At 62.1% G+C, this 22,257-nt stretch carries 20 protein-coding genes; 8 read left to right on the forward strand and 12 right to left on the reverse strand.

The window, feature by feature from the left end:
* Window positions 1–29 precede the first annotated feature (29 nt).
* From gspL to FIU94_RS04630, 4 genes are read left to right on the forward strand one after another with little or no spacing between them, the layout of a single operon-like run.
* Window positions 30–1,160, forward strand: a complete 1,131-nt coding sequence (gene gspL, locus FIU94_RS04615; RefSeq protein WP_172975846.1) for a type II secretion system protein GspL — start codon at window positions 30–32, stop codon at window positions 1,158–1,160.
* The gene (gene gspM / locus FIU94_RS04620) at window positions 1,157–1,612 is read left to right on the forward strand and encodes a type II secretion system protein GspM (protein WP_152464657.1); all 456 of its coding nucleotides are present in this window, start codon (window positions 1,157–1,159) and stop codon (window positions 1,610–1,612) included. Before gspL ends, gspM begins: the two co-directional genes overlap by 4 nt.
* Entirely contained in the window at window positions 1,609–3,108 is a 1,500-nt protein-coding gene (locus tag FIU94_RS04625; protein ID WP_172975848.1) for a GspE/PulE family protein, read from the forward strand. The genes gspM and FIU94_RS04625 overlap by 4 nt, the downstream gene beginning before the upstream one ends.
* A complete protein-coding gene (locus FIU94_RS04630; RefSeq protein WP_152464659.1) occupies window positions 3,108–4,331 on the forward strand; it encodes a type II secretion system F family protein in 1,224 nt (407 codons plus the stop codon). The genes FIU94_RS04625 and FIU94_RS04630 overlap by 1 nt, the downstream gene beginning before the upstream one ends.
* 11 nt (window positions 4,332–4,342) lie before the next feature.
* Here the strand turns inward: FIU94_RS04630 and FIU94_RS04635 are convergent, their stop codons facing one another.
* Complete coding sequence (locus tag FIU94_RS04635; RefSeq protein ID WP_172975849.1) at window positions 4,343–4,960, reverse strand: type II secretion system protein N; 618 nt, start codon at window positions 4,958–4,960, stop codon at window positions 4,343–4,345.
* 35 nt (window positions 4,961–4,995) lie between these two features.
* Here FIU94_RS04635 and FIU94_RS04640 point away from each other — a divergent pair, with 35 nt between their 5' ends.
* From FIU94_RS04640 to FIU94_RS04650, 3 genes are read left to right on the forward strand one after another with little or no spacing between them, the layout of a single operon-like run.
* Complete coding sequence (locus tag FIU94_RS04640) at window positions 4,996–6,135, forward strand: penicillin-binding protein activator (RefSeq protein WP_152464661.1); 1,140 nt, start codon at window positions 4,996–4,998, stop codon at window positions 6,133–6,135.
* Window positions 6,132–6,665 (forward strand): type II secretion system protein GspJ, encoded by a 534-nt coding sequence (locus FIU94_RS04645; protein ID WP_172975850.1) that lies wholly within the window; start codon window positions 6,132–6,134, stop codon window positions 6,663–6,665. Before FIU94_RS04640 ends, FIU94_RS04645 begins: the two co-directional genes overlap by 4 nt.
* Window positions 6,662–7,525 (forward strand): general secretion pathway protein GspK, encoded by an 864-nt coding sequence (locus FIU94_RS04650; RefSeq protein WP_152464663.1) that lies wholly within the window; start codon window positions 6,662–6,664, stop codon window positions 7,523–7,525. Before FIU94_RS04645 ends, FIU94_RS04650 begins: the two co-directional genes overlap by 4 nt.
* 89 nt (window positions 7,526–7,614) lie before the next feature.
* On the opposite strand, the gene FIU94_RS04655 is transcribed toward FIU94_RS04650, so the two are convergent.
* From FIU94_RS04655 to FIU94_RS04680, 6 genes are all read right to left on the reverse strand, one after another.
* On the reverse strand, window positions 7,615–7,815 hold the full coding sequence (locus FIU94_RS04655) for a hypothetical protein (protein ID WP_152464664.1): 201 nt from the start codon (window positions 7,813–7,815) through the stop codon (window positions 7,615–7,617).
* 24 nt (window positions 7,816–7,839) lie between these two features.
* Window positions 7,840–9,450, reverse strand: a complete 1,611-nt coding sequence (locus FIU94_RS04660; RefSeq protein ID WP_152464665.1) for a DUF4331 domain-containing protein — start codon at window positions 9,448–9,450, stop codon at window positions 7,840–7,842.
* Window positions 9,451–9,660: 210 nt separating this feature from the next.
* The gene (locus FIU94_RS04665; RefSeq protein WP_152464666.1) at window positions 9,661–10,227 is read right to left on the reverse strand and encodes a membrane integrity-associated transporter subunit PqiC; all 567 of its coding nucleotides are present in this window, start codon (window positions 10,225–10,227) and stop codon (window positions 9,661–9,663) included.
* 3 nt (window positions 10,228–10,230) lie between these two features.
* Complete coding sequence (locus tag FIU94_RS04670; protein ID WP_152464667.1) at window positions 10,231–12,678, reverse strand: MlaD family protein; 2,448 nt, start codon at window positions 12,676–12,678, stop codon at window positions 10,231–10,233.
* Entirely contained in the window at window positions 12,671–13,321 is a 651-nt protein-coding gene (locus FIU94_RS04675; protein WP_172975851.1) for a paraquat-inducible protein A, read from the reverse strand. The genes FIU94_RS04670 and FIU94_RS04675 overlap by 8 nt, the downstream gene beginning before the upstream one ends.
* Window positions 13,273–13,935, reverse strand: a complete 663-nt coding sequence (locus FIU94_RS04680; protein ID WP_152464668.1) for a paraquat-inducible protein A — start codon at window positions 13,933–13,935, stop codon at window positions 13,273–13,275. The genes FIU94_RS04675 and FIU94_RS04680 overlap by 49 nt, the downstream gene beginning before the upstream one ends.
* A gap of 154 nt (window positions 13,936–14,089) precedes the next feature.
* Between FIU94_RS04680 and FIU94_RS04685 the strand changes: the two genes are divergently transcribed.
* Window positions 14,090–14,650 (forward strand): type 1 glutamine amidotransferase domain-containing protein, encoded by a 561-nt coding sequence (locus FIU94_RS04685; protein ID WP_152464669.1) that lies wholly within the window; start codon window positions 14,090–14,092, stop codon window positions 14,648–14,650.
* Between the two features lie 64 nt (window positions 14,651–14,714).
* On the opposite strand, the gene FIU94_RS04690 is transcribed toward FIU94_RS04685, so the two are convergent.
* From FIU94_RS04690 to FIU94_RS04710, 5 genes are all read right to left on the reverse strand, one after another.
* Complete coding sequence (locus FIU94_RS04690; RefSeq protein ID WP_152464670.1) at window positions 14,715–15,806, reverse strand: CaiB/BaiF CoA-transferase family protein; 1,092 nt, start codon at window positions 15,804–15,806, stop codon at window positions 14,715–14,717.
* Entirely contained in the window at window positions 15,803–16,774 is a 972-nt protein-coding gene (locus tag FIU94_RS04695; RefSeq protein ID WP_152464671.1) for a C45 family autoproteolytic acyltransferase/hydolase, read from the reverse strand. The genes FIU94_RS04690 and FIU94_RS04695 overlap by 4 nt, the downstream gene beginning before the upstream one ends.
* Window positions 16,775–16,801: 27 nt before the next feature.
* Window positions 16,802–18,262 carry a biotin carboxylase gene (locus FIU94_RS04700; RefSeq protein ID WP_152464672.1) on the reverse strand — a complete coding sequence of 487 codons (1,461 nt, stop codon included), beginning with the start codon at window positions 18,260–18,262 and terminating at the stop codon, window positions 16,802–16,804.
* Window positions 18,263–18,276: 14 nt separating this feature from the next.
* A complete protein-coding gene (locus FIU94_RS04705) occupies window positions 18,277–21,015 on the reverse strand; it encodes an aminotransferase class I/II-fold pyridoxal phosphate-dependent enzyme (protein WP_152464673.1) in 2,739 nt (912 codons plus the stop codon).
* Window positions 21,016–21,088: 73 nt separating this feature from the next.
* Window positions 21,089–22,201 (reverse strand): carbon-nitrogen hydrolase family protein, encoded by a 1,113-nt coding sequence (locus tag FIU94_RS04710; protein ID WP_152464674.1) that lies wholly within the window; start codon window positions 22,199–22,201, stop codon window positions 21,089–21,091.
* Window positions 22,202–22,257: the final 56 nt, after the last annotated feature.

A 22,257-nucleotide genomic window follows, 5' to 3' on the forward strand; every position in this document is an offset into this window, starting at 1 on the left:
TAGCGGGAACCTTTAAAAGGCAAAAATTCGTGACTAATCAGGATATTAGCATCGACAACACCGCCTCCGGGCGACCTGCGGTGCTGCCTGATCACGATACGGACGACACCCCCCGGATCGCCATCGGACCAAAGCTGCAGCAACGTGCCGCAACCGCGCAATCGCGGGGCGGGCCGATCAGGTTGCTGCCGACGGAATTGGTCGGCGTGCATCTGGTCCGCCTGCCGAAATCCCGGGCCCGGCAGCGTCCCGCGCTCCTGACATTCGCGGTGGAAGAACGAATTGGCGTGCCGATCGACCGCGTGCGCGTGATCGAGGGGCCGCATGACACAAAGGATGGTCAGGCCCTTGCGATGGTCTGCGACCGCCAGATCCTTGACCGGCAGGCGGGGCAGCGGCTGCTGCCGGATTTTCTGCTAATCCCCCGGCCACGGGAAACAGACTGGGCGGTCTGGCAAGAGGACGAACGCGCCATCGTCCGCACGTCAGAGGGTGCCGGTTTCGCAGTTGCCGCATCCGCGTTGCCGCTACTGTGGCGTCGCGCGGGACGGCCCTCCGTCACCTCGTTGCATGATCCTGTACCGGAGGAAATGGACGCTCGCGATGTGTCATCTGCACCGCCCCCGCCGGATGCCGCCGATCTTGCCTTCAGCTTCGACCAGCAAAACCGCAAACGGACACAGCTGCGCCGATTGGGCGTGTCCGCCGCGGCGATCTGCATCCTCGCGGCGCTGAGCCATCTGGTCTTCCTCGCCGCCGATACCTGGGCGTTGCGGAACCTTGCCGCAGAGGCGCAGCAGCGCGCGCAGGCGGCAGTGGCAGAGCGGCTGCCCGGCGTCACCTTGACCGCTGATGCCGGGCCGATACTGGCCCGCCTTTCGCCCCGCGCGCAGGCCCCGGAACGAGGCACCTTTCTGCCCCTGCTCACCCGCATCACCGCTGCACTGGCGGAAACCGACAAACCGCTGAGCTTTCGCAGGCTGGCGTGGAGCACGCAGAACGACGAAATGGTTGTCCTCGTGCAAAGCAGTGGGTTGACCGACCTCCAAGCCGTTCAACAGAACCTGGAGGCGCAGGGTTTTACCGTGCGCAGCGGTGCCGCCAGCGCCAGCGATGGCGGGGCCGAGGCGGAGCTTCGGATCAGTGAGGGGGCATCATGAAAGCGGGTTTCGAAAAGCTATCTGCTCGGGAGCAGGTTTTGATCCTTACGGTCCTGCCCCTCGCCCTTGTGGTGGCAACCTGGCATTTCGCCTGGAAACCGCTGTCGGCGACAAGAGACCGGCTGACAAATGACATCGCGACGTATCAGCTGGTCGCGGACACCGCCGCCATGACGGTGGCGGTACCGGACCGACCGCCCTCCACCGACCAGACGCCAATCGCGACCCGTATCACCGATGCCGCCGCCGATGCCGGTCTGCCCCTTCGCCGTCTCGAACCCGAAGGCAACGGCATGCGGATCAGCGTCGATGACGTGCCCTTTGCCACGGTGCTGCTGTGGCTGGCCGACCTCGAGGCGACGCATGGTGTCATCGTGACCGCGACCGAATTCAACCGCAGACCTGAGCCCGGCATCGTATCGGCCCGGATGCTGCTGGAGACACTGAATTGACAGCCGAACAGCCCCTGCCCCGTCTCGCCTATGGCTTTGCCCAATCACAGGGCGTCGTCCTCGCCGCCGAAACGGATGGGCCGGTCTGCCGCTACCGCGCCGATGCCCCGGTCGAGGCTCTGGTCGAAGCGCAGCGCGTCATCGGCAGGCATCTGAAATTCGAGGAAGTTTCGGCCAGCGAATTCGAAGACGCGCTTGGCGGCATCTACCGCGACTCGGCGACCGAGGCCGCCCAGGTGGCCGCTGACGCGGACGACAACCTCGCCGCGCTTGCAGATACCGCCGCCTCGGTCGATGACCTATTGGCCCAGAACGATGACGCACCCGTCGTCCGCCTGATCAACGCGCTGCTGCTCGAAGCCGTAAAGGAAGGAGCGTCGGATGTTCATATCGAGACGGAAGAGCGCAGGCTGCTGGTCCGCTTCCGTATCGACGGCGTTTTGCGTGAAGTGATCCGCCCCAAGCGCGCGCTTGCTCCGCTGCTTGTCAGCAGGATCAAGGTAATGGGCAAGCTCGACATCGCGGAAAAGCGCATGCCGCAGGACGGGCGCGTGTCCCTGCGGGTGGGGGGATACGATCTGGATGTGCGGATCTCCACTATTCCATCGCAATTCGGCGAAAGGGTCGTTCTGCGTCTGCTGGACCGCGGCCAGACTCTGCGCGGCATCGACCACCTGGGCCTGAGCGAGAGGGACAATGCCGCGCTGAAACGCATCCTGACCCGGCCCGACGGCATGGTGCTGGTGACGGGCCCGACCGGTTCGGGCAAGACGACGACACTTTATGCCGGACTGGACATGCTGAACGATCGTCAACGCAACATCATGACCGTCGAGGACCCCATCGAATACACGATGGACGGCGTCGGTCAGATGCAGGTCAATGCCAAGACCGACCTGACCTTTGCCCGTGGTTTGCGCGCCATCCTGCGCCAAGACCCCGATGTGATCATGGTGGGCGAGATCCGAGACCGCGAAACCGCACAGATTGCGGTGGAAAGTGCAATGACCGGTCATTTGCTGATCTCTACCCTGCACACCAACACCGCCATCGGTGCCGTGGCGCGGCTTGTGGAAATGGGGGTCGAGCGTTTTCTGCTGGCGCCCATGTTGCGCGGTCTGATCGCGCAGCGGCTGGTCAGACGCAACTGCCCGGACTGCAGCGCCGACCATACGGTAACAGAGGCGGAAAGCGATCTGCTGTCGGGCCAGTTGGACGCCGGCACGGTCATCGCAAGAAGCGCCGGCTGCGACAACTGTCATGACACCGGCTTTCGCGGTCGGATGCCGCTCTACGAGGTGATCGAGATCGACACCGCGCTTGAACGGATGATCCACGAAGGCCGATCCGAGGCCGAGCTGATCGCCGCCGCCCGCGCCCGCGGACCGGGCATCCTGGCCGACGGGATCGAGAAGATCCTCGCCGGACAATCCACGCCGCAGGAGGTCGCCCGCGCTGTTCACGAAGACGCCATTGCATCGGAAGGCGCGGCCTGATGCCCGCCTTTGCCTACCAGGCGCTGGACCCGCAAGGGAAAACTGCCAAGGGCGTGATCGAGGCTGCCAGCGCGTCGGGTGCGCGCAGCGCATTGCGGGCAAGAGGGCTTTCGCCGCTTTCCGTCGATGCGACGCATCAGAAAAAGGTGGCAGGTCAGCAAGCCGCCACGCCGATCTTTTTGCGCAACCGGGTGTCGGGCCGGGCCCTGACCCTCCTCACCCGGCAGCTTGCCACGCTCATCGCCTCCGGGATCGGGGTGGAACAGGCCCTCAAGACCGTCGCGGACCAGACCCGGCAACCGGTGGTCTCTTCGTTGCTGCTGAACCTGCGGGCCGCGGTGCTGGAAGGGCGCAGCTTTGCCCAGGCGCTGGGCGATTACCCCCAGACCTTCGGCGACTACTACCGCGCCTCCGTGGCGGCGGGAGAAACCTCCGGCCAGTTGGGTCAGGTGATGGAGCATCTGTCCGGCTTCGTCGAAACACAGGCAAAGAACCGGCAGACGGTAAAACTCGCTCTGCTCTACCCGGCGATACTGGCGGTGGTTTCTCTGGCGGTGATTATCGCCTTGCTGACCTTTGTCGTGCCCGACATCGTCCGCGTCTTTACCTCGCGCGGGGCCGAATTGCCTTGGCTCACACGGTCACTGATCGCAGTCAGCGATTTCGTGAACCGGTGGGGCCTGGTGGCGGCGGCAGTTATGGTCGGCGCGGTTATTGCGGGCGCTGCACTGTTGCGGCAACCTGCGATCCGTCTGCGCTGGCACCGGCTGCTGGCGACATCGCGGCTGACGCGCGGCTTCACGCTCAAGTCGAACGCGGTTCAATTCTCAGGCACGCTGGCCACACTGACGGTCAGCCGCGTGCCGCTGGTCGATGCCCTGACCGCCGCGGCGCAGACCGCGCCGAACCTGCACATCCGCGCCAGGGTGAGCGAAGCGGCAAGCCGGGTAAAGGAGGGCACGGCGCTGTCTCGCGCTCTGGACGATGCGCGGGTTTTTCCGCCGATGCTGATCGCGATGGTCGCCAGCGGAGAGGCGGGGGGCGTGCTGGGCGCGACGCTGACCCGCGCCGCCGAAGATCAGGCCCACGACATGAACGCGCTTGTGTCGACATTGGTCGCCCTGGTCGAACCCGCGGTACTGCTGATCATGGGCGGAATCGTGATGGTACTTGTGCTGTCGATCCTGCTGCCGATCGTGAACCTCAACAACCTGGTCGGATAGGTTTCAGGGCGTCAGAACAGGTATTCGACGATGACCGGGCCAGATGTCGGCATACCGGGAATCAATGTCGCGCCTTCCGGTTCGACCCTGAGAATGAGCCGCCTGTCGCCCGCGATGGTGATCTGCCCCAGTTCGCCGTCCCGGTCCGATACAACCGCCCGTGCGTCATCGCCTTGGGTGCTGAGATCGACCGTCATCTGCGGTATCGTCATATCGCGTCCCAGCATGTCCTTGCACTGCCCACCGTCGACCTGGATCACTCCGCTGGCCGCGGCTGCACTGCGCGATATCGACACCTCCTGGATGTCCACCACGGCACGCGAGGTGCAGTCGCTGATCAGCGGCTCCGGTATCAGCGCCAGCAGGCCGGGACCCGCCCGGCCCGAGACCGACCTGGCCGACAGGCTGGCAAACCCGCCAACGACCTGCGCTTCCAGCCGTGTGTCGGGACCTTCGAGCGTCACATCCGCCAGTGCCCGCAGGCGCCAGAGCTCGGATTCGCGCAGATCCCAGTCCAGCGTATATCCGCCTGCCAGCGTTGCCCGTCCGGCACGGATATTGCCATATAACCCTGTAACTTGAGCAGGGACTGTGGCAACCTCACGAAGCGCGGAGGCGGGCAAGGTCACGATCAGGGCAACCACAAAAACGAGGACGAAAAGGCATGCTGCACCCAGAATTCTCGCAATCCAACCGGCAACGGACCACGAATGGGTCGCTGTCGCGGCGGCGTCTGTTGCAGATACTGGGCGGGTCATCGGCGCTTTTCGGTCTGGGGGCCTGTGACGGCGGATTTTCGTTGGGCGGCGGCAGCGACCTGCCGCCAGCAGGGGCAATCGGTCAGGCGGCGCTGCTGGCCCCCCTGTCGGGGAGTCGCGCTTCAATAGGTCAGATCATGGCCGCAACTGCAAGCCTTGGCGGTCAGCCCACCAACCTTGGCGCCGAGGTCGCGGTGGTGGATGCGGGCGACGATGCCGCCACCGCCGTCACCGCGGCAACGACAGCTGTCGCTTCGGGCGCAAAGATGATACTTGGCCCGCTGTTCTCGGCGCAGGCGCGGGCAGTTGCGGCTGCCGTCGGACGCAACGTACCTGTCGTGTCGCTGTCGAACGACAGTTCGATCGCGGGTGGAAACCTGTTCGTTTTCGGCCTTACCCCGCAGCAATCAGCCCGCGCCGTGATCGGCTTCGCCGCCACGAGAGGCAAGAGAAATATCGCGGTCGTGGTCCCGCCCGGCGCCTTTGGCCAACTGGCCGCAAGCGCCGCGCAAACTTCCGCACGCGCCTTTGGCGTCACCATGCCCGCCCCGCTGACGCTGGCCTCTGCCGATGGGGTTGTCGCGCGACTGAAAGAGGCCAACAGCGGCAAACTGCCCGATGCCGTCTACCTGCCGGTTGTCGGCGGCCCGTTCGAAGCACAGGCGGGCGCGCTTAAGGCGGCTGGAGTACAATTGCTCGGCTCGGAGCAATGGGGTGCCATCGCGCCGTTCCGGGTTCCCGCCCTGATCGGGGGATGGTTTGCCGCGCCGGACCCGGTCCGGTTCGAAGCCTTCGCCACCGCCCTGGAAAGCGAGGCCGGCAGCGAAGCGGGGATCGTTGCAGGGCTGACTTTCGACGCTGTGGAAATGGCGCGTATCCTGGGCCGGCTGGACAGACAATCCCGCAGCGGCTTGCTGCGCGAGGCTGGTTTTGACGGGGTTCTCGGCCCCTACCGCTTTACCAAGGACGGGCAATGCGAACGGGGCCTTGCGGTGCTGAGCGTGGTGCAAGGGGCCACGACGTTGATCGGCGCTTCCGCCGCATGACCCACCGCCCGGCCCCGCGCGATGCCGGGATAACGCTGATAGAGATGCTGGTGGCACTGGCCATCTTCGCCCTGGTGGGCCTTGCCTCTTTCACCACGCTGGACACGATCCTGAAGGTGCGGGACAGAACCGACAACAGGCTGGAACGGCTGGCCCAGATCGACCGGGCGCTTGTCGTCTTCTCCCGCGATCTGCAACAGGCCGATCCGCTTGGCCTGACGCTTCAGGACGGCGTCCTGCGCACGGAAATGTCGCAAGGCCTGCGGTATCGCGCCTACCGATCCATGGACGGCGCGCTGGTGCGTGAAACGGGTGCGCGGTTCGACGATGCACCAAAGCAGCAGACGCTCTTCGCCCCGCTGCAGGCGGCTTCCTTTCGGGTTCTGTCCGCCTCAGGCACCTGGTCGGACATCTGGCCGGTGGAGAACGGCATCTACCCCAAGGGGGTTGAACTGACTTTGACCGTGGAGCGGGAGCCTGAACGCACGGTCCTGCGTCTGGTTGCGCTGCCCCAGGTCGTGCTGCCATGACTGATGATCGCGGTGTGATACTGATCAACGTGCTGGTGGCTCTCGCGCTGGGGGCAACCGTTGTGGTGCTGATGTTCACCTCGCAGGAAACGCTGCTGGACCGGACCCGCCGCGCGGCCAACGCGTCACAGGCCGAGGCGCTGGCCCTCGGGGCCGAAACCTCTGCCGTCACCGCCCTGCGACGCGACGCGATCGAGGCACCGGATACCGACCATTACGCAGAGAGCTGGACCATTGCCGCGCAGGAGGAAGTCGCGATTTCCGCCGGGCTTTTTTCCGTCAGGATTGAAGATGCGCAATCAAGGTTCAATGTGAACCTCCTTGCGGCACCGGGTGTGGCCCCCCAGCTTGTGCTGCGCCGTCTGCTCGCCGTCCTGGAATTGCCGGAAACGGCGGCAGATACGATGATTGCCCATCTTGCCCGCAACGGCCCGCAGACAAGCCTGGACCATTTCACCGACCTTCCCGATGACGTCCGGGCGGTCCTGGCACCGCATGTGGCTTTTCTGCCGCGAGGCGGGACCGTGAATGTGAATACGGCAGGCCTGCCGGTGCTGGCAGCCGTAACAGGCAGCGCCACGACAGCGCGGCAATTGCTGAAGAAAAGGGAACGCAGCGGCTTTCTGACCAAAGAAGATCTGCTCGATGCGGGTGTCATCGCGCTGACGAACGCCGGTTTCACTTCGGACGTTTATGATGTCACCGTCAAGGCCGAGGTGGACGGGACCGAAGTCATCCTGCGCAGCCGTATCCTGCGCGCCGAGGTGGCAGGCCAACCCGTGGCGCGCGTCATCTCGCGACGGTTCGGAGTCGAAGCCCGGTCGTCGGATGCAGACTTCACCCGCCCGGATGGGTTCTAGGGATAGGGCCAGTTCACATAACGAACGCGGCCGCCCGGGGGGGGGCGGCCGCGAATGGTCAGGTGTCATCCCGCCGAAGCGGGCGTCGATCACGGATTGAACGGTTCACGCTCTGGGGTCAGCACAAGCGCAATGTTGTCCAGCGAGATCGGCGTGTCGTTCCGATCCTGCTGGAACGCGCGGTTGAAGTCGCCACCCAGAAGGGCAAGCCCGTTGGCGATACCGCCGCCGCCGCCACAGGCGACGAGAACTGCCGCGCAGACCGCAAGGATCGAGATATTCTTTAACATCTAAAGTCTCCTTTAAGTTGCGGTTTAATTGTTCGGCGAACCGGGGATCGGTGTCCGCAGGTAGGGGAAGCTATCTGCCAGATCCATCGAGGACAGCGGCGCACCGTCGGTCAGGGCGACCGTGCCAGCTGGTGCGTCTTCCGGAGCACAAAGGCCCAAGTTGATGTTGTCCTGATCGGCACCGAGTTCGTCACCCAGCGGGACATCGTGGCACAGACGGCCCATGACCACGCGAAGGGCGATATCCACCGTGTCGTCACCGGGGCGACGGCCATTGGGGAAACCTGCGAGATCCTCGCCCACGACACCAAAGGTGCTCTGGTTGGCGCGGAGTGTCGGCGGGACCGCAGTATTCAGCCGCATCATCTCGGATGCATTGGCCGGATCGAAGTCAGCCGGTTGGTTCAGCCCTGGAAAACCGGTCAAGAACGCCGTCACAAGGTCATTCCGCGGAAAGTTCGAAGGCGCAATGTTGTCGGTCCCGAATTCGCCGTTGGGATTGAACAGGGCATTGATGAGCGCCGGAAGCGTCGGGTTGGTCACGTAGACCGCCAGTGCGCTGTCCTGCGTCGGTTCGGCGGCGTTGAACAGATCCTTGTCCGGAAGGCCGATGACCACTTCGTTGACAAGCGGGTTGGACAGACGGGATTGCTGGACCCAGGCACCGCCATAGACGGAGGTTGCCTCGTAGGTCGGCGAGGGGTCTTCCAGTTCGGCCTGCGGCAGGCTTGCCGTGGTCCATGCACCGATGACGGGGTCGTCACCTTCGGTCAGGCAGGAGATCGGCACTTCCAAAGCCAGCGAAGTGACGTTGGCCTTGCCCACGAGGTCGTCGTTGGCCCGGTCCTGCGTGATGCCACCCGGAAACGGATCGGCGACATTGTACTGTGGCCACTCGGCACTGGGCTCACCCTGGATCGGAACCAGGTTCACAAGGTCGAAGATCTCGCCAAGGTTGACGGCAAAGGCTTCCGAACGCTGACCCACAAACACCTTGGCGCTGCCATCGCAGCCCGGGATCGTGACGTCATCATAGATGTAATTGTTGGCGTACTGCTCATAGTCCGGCAGCGTCTTGTTACCGATGTTATCCACCGGCTTTGTGAACGTTGTGCCTGCACCGGGCGCGGACAGAGCTTCTGCGGTGCCGCTGCGACGGTCGCCGCGCACGACGTTAACCGTGTACTGCTCCGTTTCGCCAAGGTTCGCTGTCGGGCTATCTGCGGTGATTCCGCCTGCCGCACGCAACGGGATCGCAACCATTTCGCCATTGATGTTCAACTGCGCGCCGGTGCCGTTTACCAAGCTGTTGTCGAACTGGAACTGGAAGGTAATTTCTTCCATCGCATCGCCATCATTGTCGATGTGAATTTCATACAGCGCATCAGGGTCCATGGTGAAGTAGTTCGGACCGCCATAAGGCGCCTGAAGCGGAACATAGTTCGCGATCAACGTCACATAGTCTTCGCGGCCCGGTTCGTAGCTGCGGAAAACATAGAAATCCGTTGCATCCACTTTCGGCTGCTCCGTGATCCCGGGCGCCTCTCGGTGCGAAGACGCACCTACCATCGTTGCCGAGACGCAGGCGACCACCGCCGACGACCCTAGCAGGAATTTTCTGATTGGTGTCTTCATGTCACTCTCCCTAAAGTGTTCAAATTATTCATTTATCCACCTCCGCGAAGGCGGGGCACTTGGCAGCGGCCCAATACGCACGCAATAAATCACTGCGCTGGCCAACTGCCAATCAGCGTAGCCACGGCAGCGCGAAAGGAAAGTTTCAGAAAAAGTTAACGACTGTCGCGATTGCTTGGCTCAGGTCCGATACACCGCTGGGCCTAGCGGTCAGCGCAGGCCTTCACGGGCGATGAGCCGGGCAAGATCCAGAATCAGCTGGCCCCGCGCGGCTGCAATCGCGCCGACACCGCCTTCGGGGTCGAAGGGCACGCTGAGATCGAAAAGCCCCGACCGTTCCCGCCGCCCATCCGTTACGGCGACAAAATACTGACCGGACGCCCGAAAGTCCCCAGCAGACCGAGCGACCAGTTCGGCAAAGCGAACTTCGAGCCGCGCATCCGGGAACGCCTCGAACGGCCAAGGTTCCGAAGCCACCCGCCGTCCGGTCAACCGCGCGAGGTTCTGGCTCAATTCAAGGGCGACGGCCCGCTCGGGCGCGTCCGCCCACAGGATATCCGAAGAACTGGTCAGCGTCCCGTCCGCGGCCTGTATGGCGATTTCTTCCGACGCCGCGTAGCTGGGCAAGGAGACGTCGCGCACTTCGACAGCGCCGAAAGCGATCCGCTCGCTCTGGGTCACGGACGGCGTGGTGACGGCAAAACGGGTCGCAGTGCCGCCACAGGCCGCGAGCATCAGGATCAGGCCAAGGCCCAGTGCGCGGTGTGCTAGTGTCATGTCTTACCTTCCCAGCAAAAGAGAATTGGGGTTTCGCTCGATGGTTCGAGCAAGAGAAGTCAACGCATCAGCGGCTTTCTGGATGTCGCGCAGCGTGTCCTGCGCAGTTCGGCTCAACTGATCGCCCTTGTCGTAGCCCTGTATCGTCTGACTTGCCTGCGCAAAGAGCCGCGTCAACCGTTCCACGATTTGCGGCAGATCACGCGCCGTGACGGCGATATTGTCCGCAGCATTGCGCGCCGACGCCAGGGTCTGGTTCACATTGTTGATCGCGCCGCCCTCACGCAGTTCCTGCAGCGTATAGTTCACCTCGTCCAGGGCACGCTTCAGCGACCCCGGCAACGCCTTGGCGTCCTCGGTGCCGATCAATTCGTCCGCAGTCCGTGTCAGCTGCGTGAGTTCTGCCAGCAGTTCTTCGACCTCCAGCGACTCCGCCTTGTTTGCCACCGCTTCGAAGCGTGCGATCAGCTGCGGCACGCCTGCAACAGAAGAGTTGACCGTATCGACAGCCGTCGCAGCATCGTCCAGCACACGGCTGATCCGCGCCGATATCTCGGGCAGGTCATCCGTTGCGGTCGCGATATTGGCTGCGGCCTGTCGAGCGGATGCCAGGGTCTGGTTGATGTCACGAACCGCACCGCCATCGCGCAGTTCCTTCAAGGTCGCATTGACCTGATCCACTGCATCCTTGAGCGCGACAGGCAATGCTGCCGCTTCCTCTGTTCCAAGCACGTTCTGCGCAGTTTCGACCAGAGCGGTCACTTCGGCCACCAGCTCCTCGACCTGCAACGCCTCGGCCTTCTGCGCAACGGCACGGACATCGGAAATAAGGTCCGGCACCCCCTCGACAGAGGTTGATAGCGATTGTGCCGTGACCGCGACGGTGTCGATGGCGTCGATCAACTTGGTCGCAAGCTGTTGTTCCTCCAGTTCGGCGACCAGCGCCTCGACCCGGGAGAGGGTCGCGTTCAGGGCAACCGGGATGTTGCGCACGTCTTCCGACGCGACCAGCCCCTGAATTTCAGCCAGCAGGTTGCGCACGTCCTGCGGCGTCTCGCGCAGCGCGTCGTCCGACACCAGCGCCTCTGCCGAGTCGAGGAAGGTGATCGCGGAATTGAGCAGCTCCTCGATCGGAAGGCTGTTGATCCGGTTGAAAACACCTTCGACTGTCGCGGCCGCGTCAGACACCTCGCTTTCGGTGGTCGGCAGACGGGGCGGCAGGTTTCCTTCGCTGACCAGTTGGGCCTCCGGGACATCCGGCACATCCACAAGTTCGATCTTCAGGCCGCCTGTCAGAAGGCTCGCGGATGCCAGCCGCGCCCGCAGGCCGCCCTGCACACGGTCCTGAAGAAAGGCCAGCGCATTCTCGGCTGTGACCTCGCCCGGCAAGCCAAGTCGCGCCGGCTGGATCGAGAGATTCACGTTAAGACGCACGCGGTTATCGCCGTAGAGATCGTAATTCACGACGCCGGACAACGCCTCGACCTCGCCGATCTTGAGGCCCGCCATCTCGACCGGGGCACCGGTCGCGAGCCCGGCGATATTGTCCTCGAACACCACGCTTAGCTTCAGGGGATCGACCTCTGACGCGTTGAACAGCGAATTACGCGCCGATTCCTTGTCGGGATAGATCTCGAAAATGGAACCGTCCTGAACCGTTCCGCCGCCAGACACGAAGGTGTCGAATGTGATCCCGCCGCCGACCAGTGTGGCAAGCGAGGAAAAGTCGATCTCGGCCCCGGCGGGACCGATGTTCACGGTAAACCCCGAGGCGTCCCAGAACCGGGTGTTTTCATTGATCAGGGACCGATGCTCTTCGAATATCAGGGCCTCGACAATGGCGAAGTTGCCGCGCGGCGCGATTTTGGCGCGACCGACCCGGCCAACCTCGATGCCCTTGAACAGGATCGGGGCGTTGTCGGTCAATTGCCCGTTGGCGACTGTGCGAAACGCAATCTCAAGTCCGCCACGCCCCGAGCGGATCAGCGGTGGCTCTGATGCCCCCACGAACCGCGTCATCTCGCTACCGATCTGATCGTCCCACGAGCCTTCGATGTGCACGCCGCTCAACACGGTGGACAGGCCGGTGATGCCCTGGGCTGTCACCTCGGGCTGAACGATCCAGAAGACGGCACCACTGTCGATATAGGGCGCGACGTCCTTTGCCACGCGGATGGAGGCCAGAACCCTGCCCAGTCCTTCGGTGAAGCCGACATCCTCGACCGTGCCGACGGTAATGTCGCGATAGCGAAGCTCGGTCTCGCCCGCCTTGATGCCCGCACCGTTTTCGAACTCCACGACGATCAGCGGACCGCGGGAGTTGTAGGATTGCCACGCTACGCCAAGAGCCACGACAAGCGCGAGGACAGGGAGAATCCAGATAACGGATGCCCCGCTGAAAAAGACCTTGCGCACAGGCGATACCGATACATCCGGCAACTCGTCATTCATTAGCTACTGAACCCCCTTCAGCGGCTCTCGCATCCCAGATCATACGGAGATCGAAAGCCTGAGCAGACAACATCGTAAATATCACCGAAAGCGCGAAAAAGATGCTCGCCGGGCCGGGATGGATGGATGCCAGTGTATTGAGTTGCACCAATGCGGACATAATCGCAACGACAAAAATATCGATCATCGACCACCTGCCGATATATTCGACAATCTCGTACATGATCTGCCGCCGGTGCGTGCTCAGACGGGAACCCGACTTGATGCTGAGGGCAAGGTAGGCAATCGCCCAGAATTTACCCAGCGGAATGAACACGGACGCAAAGATGATGATCGCGGCGATTCCGAAGTTTCCGTAGTGGGCCAATTCGACCGCACCGCCGATGATGGTGCTTTCGTCTTCTTGAAAAAGCGTGCGGGTCTTGAGCATCGGATAAAGGTTTGCCGGAATATAGCACATGAACCCGAACACCCAGAGCGCCCATACCCGGCTCAGGCTGCGGGTATGACGTGACACCAGCTTGTGACCGCACCGCCCACACGTAGTGGTCGAGATCGGCCAGACCTTGGCGCAGCGATCGCAGGCGACCAGGTTCAGGTCTTTGGCGCTGACGATACTCTCGGGTTTTCCAATGAATTCCATACCGACCACTTACACATAAAACTGTCCTGCGCGATCACAAGGACACACAGAATGGCGAACATCCAGAAGGCGGGGCCAAAGTCCACATTGGCCAGGTCAGAGACCTTGACCAGCGCCACGGCGCATCCGATTGCAAATATTTCGGCCATAGACCAGGGCCGCAAGGCTTCCGACAGACGAAAGGCGTGCATCGCATGTGGCGCCGGGTCACGGTCCAGCACCACGGGCATCAGTACATAAACCGTCAGAAGGGCCCGCAGCAGCGGGATGATGATGATCAGACCCGCCGTCGCGAGGGACAGAAAGATCATCGGTCCCCCGGAAAACGCCAGAGCGGCATCCAGAACCGAAACCGAGTTCTTGTTGCCCGCCGCGTCGATTGACAGGAACGGAAACACCGCCGCTCCGATGATCAGCACCACGACCGAAAGCGCAACGGCGATGATGCGCAGCCCCGCGTGGCGGCGCGGCGCGATCAGCACCGTGTGACAGCGTTGGCACTGCGCACGCTCGCCCACCCCCGGCCTCTTGAGGTGATAGACGGCGTCGCATTGCGGACAAACGATCAGTTCGTCCAGCGGTGTGCTTGTCATGGGTTCGACAGTATCCTTCATGACCACTTGATATAGGAAGGCCCGTCGGCATGACACGCAAATTTTCGCGCGTCGGGGGCGGTGCGCTTTCCCGCCGACCAACCGCCCCGGTCGGAACATTCAACCGCAGCCAACCGTTGGCCTTTCAAGTGAAAATAAACCCAGGAGACGACAAATGACGCAGATCAACGAAGCGAACATTCTCATCCTCGCAACCAACGGTTTCGAACAGTCCGAACTGGAACATCCGTTGAAACAGCTGCGGGAAAAGGGTGCGACCGTCCATGTCGCCACACCCGACGGCAACGACATCAAGGGCTGGGATACGGACGATTGGGGTGGCACGGTACCTGCAGACCTGGCGCTGGCGGATGTGAACGCGCAAAGCTATGATGCGATCGTCCTGCCCGGCGGGCAGATCAACCCCGACCTGCTGCGCGTGAACGAGGACGCGGTGCAATTGATCCGCACCTTCGCCGATGCGGGCAAGGTTGTCGCCGCGATATGCCATGCGCCATGGCTGCTGATCGAGGCTGGCATCATCAAGGGGCGCAAAGCGACCTCCTACAACTCCATCTCGACCGACATGAAGAACGCCGGCGCACTTTGGGAAGACAGCGAAGTCGTGGCGGATCAAGGCATCGTGACAAGCCGCAACCCGAACGACCTGGACGCATTTGTTGCGAAGATCGTCGAGGAAGTTGAGGAAGGAAAGCACGAGCGCCGCGCCGCCTGATCCTCGCATCCTGACCTTGATAAGGTTCTGACAGGCCGCCGCTCCGCTTGGGGCGGCGGCTATTTCACGCGTTCTTCGTTACATCCCTGCCCAGTGTGGCAAGAATGCTCTTCGTATCCGCACCCGGCGCACCTGGGGTCTGCGGCGCGCCGGTCCCTGACCTGCTGAACCGAGGCGCCACGTTCGACTGCTGCACGCCGTCCGGTGCGATCAACGAGTGACGGTGCCGAATGTGCGGATGACCTGCGGCCTCTGAGAAACTGAGAATCGGCGTGACACAGGCATCCGTCCCGCCAAAGACTTCCGCCCAGTCGTCGCGGCTGCGGCTGGCAAAGACCCCGGCGAACTGCGCGGTACGGTCCGGCCAGGTGGTTTGATCATTCTGCGTGTCTGCCAGTTCGGCAGGCAGCCCGAGACCGGACAGAAGCAACGCATAGAATTGTGGCTCCAGCGCGCCGACCGCCACAAAGCGCCCGTCCGAACACCGGTAGCAGCGATAGAACGGCGCACCGCCATCCAGCATGTTCGCACCGCGGGTCTCCGACCATTTTCCGGCTGCAAGCATTCCGTGAATAAGGCCCATCATCGCAGGCACACCATCCACCATGGCTGCATCGACAACCTGCCCCTTTCCGGACACCCCGCGTTCGATCACCGCCGCCAGGATGCCGAAGATCAGGAACATCGTCCCCCCGCCGTAGTCCGCGACCAGGTTGAGGGGTGGCACGGGTGGACTGTCCGGCTCTCCCATCGCGTGCAGGGCACCGGTAAGCGACAGGTAGTTGATGTCATGTCCCGCGGTCCGCGCCCAGGGGCCCGTCTGGCCCCAGCCAGTCATCCGCGCATAGATCAGCGTCTCGGGGCAATCGTCGGGACCCAGGCCAAGCCGCTCCATCACGCCGGGGCGGAACCCCTCGATCAGGACGTCACTCGCGGAAATGAGTGCTCTGGCATCCGCCAGCCCTTCCGGCGACTTCAGGTCGAAAACAACAGACCGCTTGCCGCGCCGGTTGATGTCCGTCCGGTCCGCGGGCGCCGAGGATCTGTCGACGCTGATCACATCTGCGCCGAGATCGGCCAGCAGCTGCCCGGCCAGCGGGCCGGGGCCAAGGCCTGCGAACTCCACCACCTTGAGAGAGGCGAGCGGGCCCGTCATGCAGCGCCCGGCACAAGCACTTCGCGCGCGCCTTCGGCAAAATCGTTCAGCGACAGGGCCCAGGTGGTGCCGGGCCAGCGCAGCTCCATCTCACGTTTTCGGGCACGGTAAACCGCCGTGTAAAGCGTGCCGAAACCAGCAGTGAAAGCGGTTGAATAGAGCGGTGGCTTGAGAAAGGCGTTGATGAACTTTTCCTCCGGATCCTTGTGCAGGCGCAGACGTTGCAGCAGGAACCGCTCCCGCTCCACCGTGGCGGTGAAACGGGCATGGCTGACCCATTCCACGTTTTCCTGGTGGTTCGTCGCAACCGCCGCATGGGTGATCAGCGTATCGCGGTCCGGCCCCATCATCGCGGTGGCATACTTGCGTTTCCTGTCCAGCACGGTGACGTTGTAGCTCATGTGCGTGGGCACACGGGCCAGCACATCCGTCGCCTCGTCCGTGGTCGTGCAGGTCTGCAGGACGTACCGCAGGATCAGCGGCACGCCGAACCCTTGCCCCACGATCCGCCGTCCGCCGAACGTCAGAGAGATCGCCAGCCCGGCGTCGTTCACACCATCCACGAGCCCCCACAGCCCGTCCGAGGTGCCCATCACGCGCCGTCCCTGCCAGTTGGTACGCAGCACCAGCTGATCAAAGGCGTTCGGGTTGTAGTCATAGTTGCGCACCATGACCGGTTCCTTGCCCGCCCAGATCGCCTGGGAACAGCCCGACAGATACGGCGGCGGATTGTAAAAGCTCAGAAACCGTGCGGCATTGTCCCCACCACCGGCCAGGGCACAGAGATCGTCGTACAGCGGCAAAAGCTCTGGCATGTGATCGGCCAGGGCGCGGCGGCATTCGGCATAGGTCGGACGGGCGGCGGCGCCTTCCTTGAGCCACCAGGCACGATAGTCCGGCCAGTACTCGGCGAAAAGCCCGGACCATTTCGGACCGGGCAATTCCATATCAAGTGCGCGCCAGTACATCGCAGCCTTTCGGGATCGTGAGTGCCCTCAGAGAATCTTGAACGCCGGGTCCGAAAGCTCCGGACCCGCCTGCGCGGTAGGCAGCGGTTTACCATCCACGGCGCGCTTGATCCCATGAATCCACTTTTTGGCACGCTCGTTCAACTGGAAACTTTTGGTCATGGAGCGTCCGCGCGTCACCAGGATACCGATGTCGGCGCCCTCGTAACGATAATCGCCGGGCTGTAGGATGCGCAGGAAGAACGCTTCGTTCTCGGATTCCACGGCGCGGCGGTGATAATCGAACCGGTCAAACACCACCCTGCCGTCCTCCAGCATCTTGTAGATGCCGGTTTCGGGCGCCTCTGTGCAGATGTCCACGCTGTCCTCTGTGTGCTTGATCACCATCTGCGACCAACCGTCGATCATTTCCGGATCGGCCCAGCGGCTGTTCAACTCATCTACATCGAGGTCGAATTTCTTCTTGGAGAACTCAAGCAGGTGGAACAGGAACAAGGGCGCATCCGCGTGGGCGAAAGCCGCATGGTTGGTCATTGACGACGCGCCGGTGATGCGCGGGTTCAGTTCTCCCAGCCACAGATCTCCGGTTTTCTTGTCGATCAGGAAATCGAGCTCGAAATACCCGCGATAGCCTTCCTTGCGCAGTTGTTCACCGAACTTGAAGGTCAGGTCGCGCGCTTTTTCCCGGACCTTGGGCGGGAAGGCAGTGGCGAGGATCTCGTTGCCGCACCAACCGCCCCGGTAAGGCGTCAGTTCCTTGAAACCGACCAGTTCAGTCATCAGCGGCCCGACAATTGTCCCTTCCTTGGTGGCGCAGGCTTCGATCGCGGAACCGCGGCAGTCGATCCGTTTCATGATCTTGATCTCGCCCTGCCCGACGATCTCACTTTCATGGCGGCGGAAATCGGCCTCGTTCTTGATAAAGAAGGTCGTATGCCCCGAATCCCCAAAGGCCGACTGCAACACCAGGTCGTGGCCCAGGTTTTCCTTGTCGCAGATTTTCTTGAGATGATCGTAGTCCTTCACTTCGGACAAGGCGTTGGGCACCGACGGCACGCCCGCCTTGTTGCCGATGCGGACGGTTTCGATCTTGTTGTCCATATTCTGGCGCAGCTTCGCCTTGGGGAACCAGACGGTCGCACCCAGTTCTTTCGACAGGCGCTCGGTCTCTTCGTCGAACATCAGGAAGACGAACTTGGGTTTGCCGCCGCGCCGCTTGATGAAGTCGATGACTTCCTTGTGCTGCAACAGATAGTTGTTGATGTCTTCGATGGACTGGAATTCCGCATGCGGCTGCTCGGATGGGCAGAAGACGTTTGGGTGCTTGCCGCCGTAGCAGTCGATATAGCAGATGTATTTGAAATTCTTCACCCACTCATCAAGGCCGAGCAGGTTGAAGTTGGTCGCAGAAATGAAATAGATCGGGTCCTCGTTCCGGTGAAAGAACCGGCGGATTTCAGAAATATTCTTGAGAACAGTAGCCATGATGTTGGTCCTTTTCCTTAGTCCGAAGTTGTAGCAAGCCGGTTGGCGCTGACACCATCCAATGCCTTTTGGGTAAACACGCGCAGTCCCAAGTCTGGCCGGTAGCCGTGGATTTCGCTGACATCCAACGCCCGCATGAAATCAAGAATTTCTTCCGAGATTACCTGTCCGGGTACGAGGATCGGAAAGCCCGGTGGATAGGGTATGATGAAACTGGCCGAAACCAGCGTCTTGCCCTCTTTCATTGCCTCTTTGAGCGAGCCATCCAGTTCGAGATAATCACAGTTCTCATCGTCGTAACTGAGGTAATAAGCCGTCCGGATGTCCCCCTCGGGGGTATCCTGTGCCGCGCGGAATGCGTCGTGGAACCGGCTGAAATCCGGCAACGGCGGGAAATCCTCCATCAGGTTCTTCACACGCTTGTCGAATGACAGACGTTCCATCCGGCTGGCGTCGTCCAGACGTTCGTCCAGGCTCTTGGCGATTTCGACCAGCACCTCGATCAGGTAGGCGACAGAGGATCGCGTGGTGCCGATGTTGGTCATGAAAAGAACGGTATTGCGCGAGGTCTTGTTGATCTGGATGCCGTACTTGTCCATCAGGATCTCGGTCTTGAAGGTATCACCGTCCCAGCCGGTCCCGCCGACGGCCAGGGTGACTCGCGTCGGATCCAAGGCGAACTCATCCCTTTCCCAGCAGTCCCAGATGTCGGTCCAGCCTTGCTGAGTATCGAAATAGCTGGTGATCCCGCTTTCGCGATGTTGCTCGGGGATCATGTCGCCGGCCGTCAGGACCTTGAAATACTTCGAAAGAAGCGGATGTTCCGAGATCGCCCGCCGCATCGACATTGCCGCCTCGACCTGACGCTGGACAAATTCGAAGCCTTCCAGTTCGACCTGCCTGCGTCCCACGTCCAGCGACGCGATGATCTGGTAGTTCGGCGACGTCGAGGTATGCGTCATGTAAGCCTCGTGGAACGACTGCTCGACCTCGCCCTTGAAGTCCTGGTCGTTGACATGGATCATCGACCCCTGCCGCAGTGACGTCAGCGTCTTGTGAGTCGACTGGGTGGCATAGGCCCGCACCCGCGCACCGGGTGGCGGGATCAGACGGGTCTTCAGCAATGTCTCCGCATCGGCGTCTTTCAACTTCGCCTGCTGCGCCTCGTAGCGTTGCGCGTGCTCTTCCGAGCGCAGCCTTTCCCGAAGGAAATTGGCCGAGTTCATCGCCGTCCGCTGCCGGTACGTCGGGCTGAAACGGGCAAAAGCGAACCACGCCTCGTCCCAGAGGAAGATCAGATCCGGCTTGATCGCCAGACATTCCTCCATCACCCGTTCGACGTTGTAGACCAGCCCGTCGAAGGTGCAGTTCGTCAGCAGAAGCATCCGCACCTTGTCCAGCTTTCCCACCGCCTTGAGGTCCAGAAGCTGTTTCTTGATGTCATGCAACGGCACCGCGCCGTACATCGAATATTCGTTGAGCGGGTAACTGTCGAGGTAGCAGACCTGCGCGCCCGCCAGTACCATGCCGTAATGGTGCGACTTGTGGCAGTCCCGATCGACCAGAACGATGTCACCAGGCTTGATCAGCGCCTGCACAACGATCTTGTTGCAGGTCGACGTACCATTGGTCGCAAAAAAGGTCTGTTTCGCGCCAAAGGCGCGGGCGGCAAGCTCCTGCGCCTCCTTGATCGGACCGTGCGGCTCCAGCAGGCTGTCCAGCCCGCCCGAGGTCGCCGATGTCTCTGCCAGAAAGATGTTGGGCCCGTAGAATGCGCCCATATCCTGTATCCAATGCGATCGCGAAATCGACTTGCCCCGGCTGATCGGCATGGCGTGAAACACGCCGGTCGGTTGTTTGGAATATTCCACCAGCGCGGTAAAGAACGGCGACTTGTTGCGCGACTGAACACCCCTGAGGATGTTCAGATGCAACTCCATGAAGTCTTCCTGATTGTAAAAGACCCTGCGGCAGATACCCAGGTCCAGCCCGGCGATGTCCTCTACCGACCGCTCTGTCACGAGGTAGGCATCCAGTTCCGGGCGCACCTTGGCGATCATCCGACACAGCTCGGGGCCGTAAACCTCGGGCACCAGGGCGCCGATCTCCTCGCGCCCGCCCGCGCGGGCCAGGTAGCGCGTCAGAATCTGAAGGTCCATCGACGACCGCAAGGACAGACCGGGGCGGACGACGATGGCCTGGATGTTGTGGTTGAACATGACCGCGATCAGCGCATCCTCGATGCTGGGCACCACGACCGCCTCATAGATGAACGGGTCCTCGCTGCGCCGCATGCGGGTCATGTTGGACTTGAGCCAGCGTTCCTGATGCTCGTTCACGTCATCGACGATCAGCACTTCGAAATAGGGCTTGGTCATGGCCCGCGCTTCGGGCGGCAGCATGGCCTCGTCGTCGTGTTCGTCCTGGTCGATGCTGTCCCGTTCCAGCGGGATGTGGCGTCGCCGGTAGGCCCCTGTGGTCAGCGCCCGTGTCACCCTGTGCACGGCAAACGCCACATCCTCGAACTTTTCATTTTCGAGCTGTCTGCGCATGTGCTCGAACGCCGACATGCCGGGAAACGCCCAATAAGGTTCAACCATCGCCAGCGACGTGAACAGCTCCTGCGCGGTCTTGACCAGTTTGTTTTTTTCCGCCGCCTTTGGCGCACGTGTGAGAGCGGTGGTCGCCCCCCGCAAGGCGCTCCAACGGTCAGACCGCAATTGAATCGCCGAGGAATAGTCGTTCAAGGAATGCATCGCGTTCTCCGTTGAAGCGGATCACCGACGCATTCCCCCTGGCGTGTGACCACCGGGGTGAAAGCAGGGCGGATCAGCCGCTGGATGTTTCTTCGGTTCCCGTCAGCACACCGGGCTTGACGGGCGGGTTGGGCGTGCCCCCGGCAACTTCCGCAGGGGCATGGGCTTCTGTCGTTTCGGTTGCGGTTCCGGCGGTCGGATTCGGCATCGGTTCAGGCGCGAAACCGCCCGGCGTATGCGAAAAGGCAGACATGGAATCCTGCCCTTTGAAGGACGGCGCATCCGGTACCAGCTGCGCAGGGACATCCACATGCAGCCCGGCACGGCTCCCTTGATGCGGGATTTCAAGCGGGCCAAGCGTATGCAGGTAAGCATCCGTACCGCTTACCCGGTCATAGACCGAAAAATCGGTCGAACGGTCGCGGAAGGATTTCAGAACCTGGCCAAGACCCTTCATTCCGGTTTCGCGCTGACGGCGCACCATGCTCAGATCGACCTCAATCGGGAACATGTCTTCCTGCCCTGCGGACTGGTGCAACACCATGGAGGTCGGATCGACCACGCAGGACTTGCCAACGCCACCGGCGCCCAATCCGTTCACGTCGAAGATGTAGCATTGGAACTGCGCGGCGGTTGCCCGCGCGATGGCGAGTTCCGCATCACGGTCCGTCGTCCCGGTGAGCACCGGGTGCAACAGCACCTCGACCCCCTGGCTGGTCAGCTGGCGCGTGGTTTCCGGAAACCAGATGTCATAGCAGATCGACAGACCGAACCGGCCCACATCGGGCACGTCGAACACGCAGAACTCCGTCCCGGCGGCAATGCCGGTTTCATAGGGCCTGAACGGGAACATCTTGGCGTAGCGGCGGATCACCTCGCCTTCCGGGTTGATCACCACGGAGGTATTGTAGACGCGCCCGTCCTCAGGATCCTTCAGAAACATGGATCCAGGGATCAGCCAGACGCGGTGTTTTCTTGCCGCTTCCTGAAATTTGCCGATCGTCTCGTTCTCGGGCGGCAGCGCGAAACGGTCAAGCGGGCCAAAGGGCGCGAGTTCGGAGAACAGCACCATCTGGGTCCAGGGGAACCGCGCCATCAGGATATCGAGCCGCTGGATCATGCCATCGACGTTTGATTGTAGTGCGTTGACGTACATCTGAACGCCGGCAATCGCGAAAGGGGTCATAACTCTTCACTCCGTGAAAGGCGGTGTGAGGGCGACGAGATGCCCTTGGATACACC

It is taken from the genome of Sulfitobacter sp. THAF37, from assembly GCF_009363555.1.
In the GTDB taxonomy this organism is placed as follows: Bacteria; Pseudomonadota; Alphaproteobacteria; order Rhodobacterales; family Rhodobacteraceae; genus Sulfitobacter.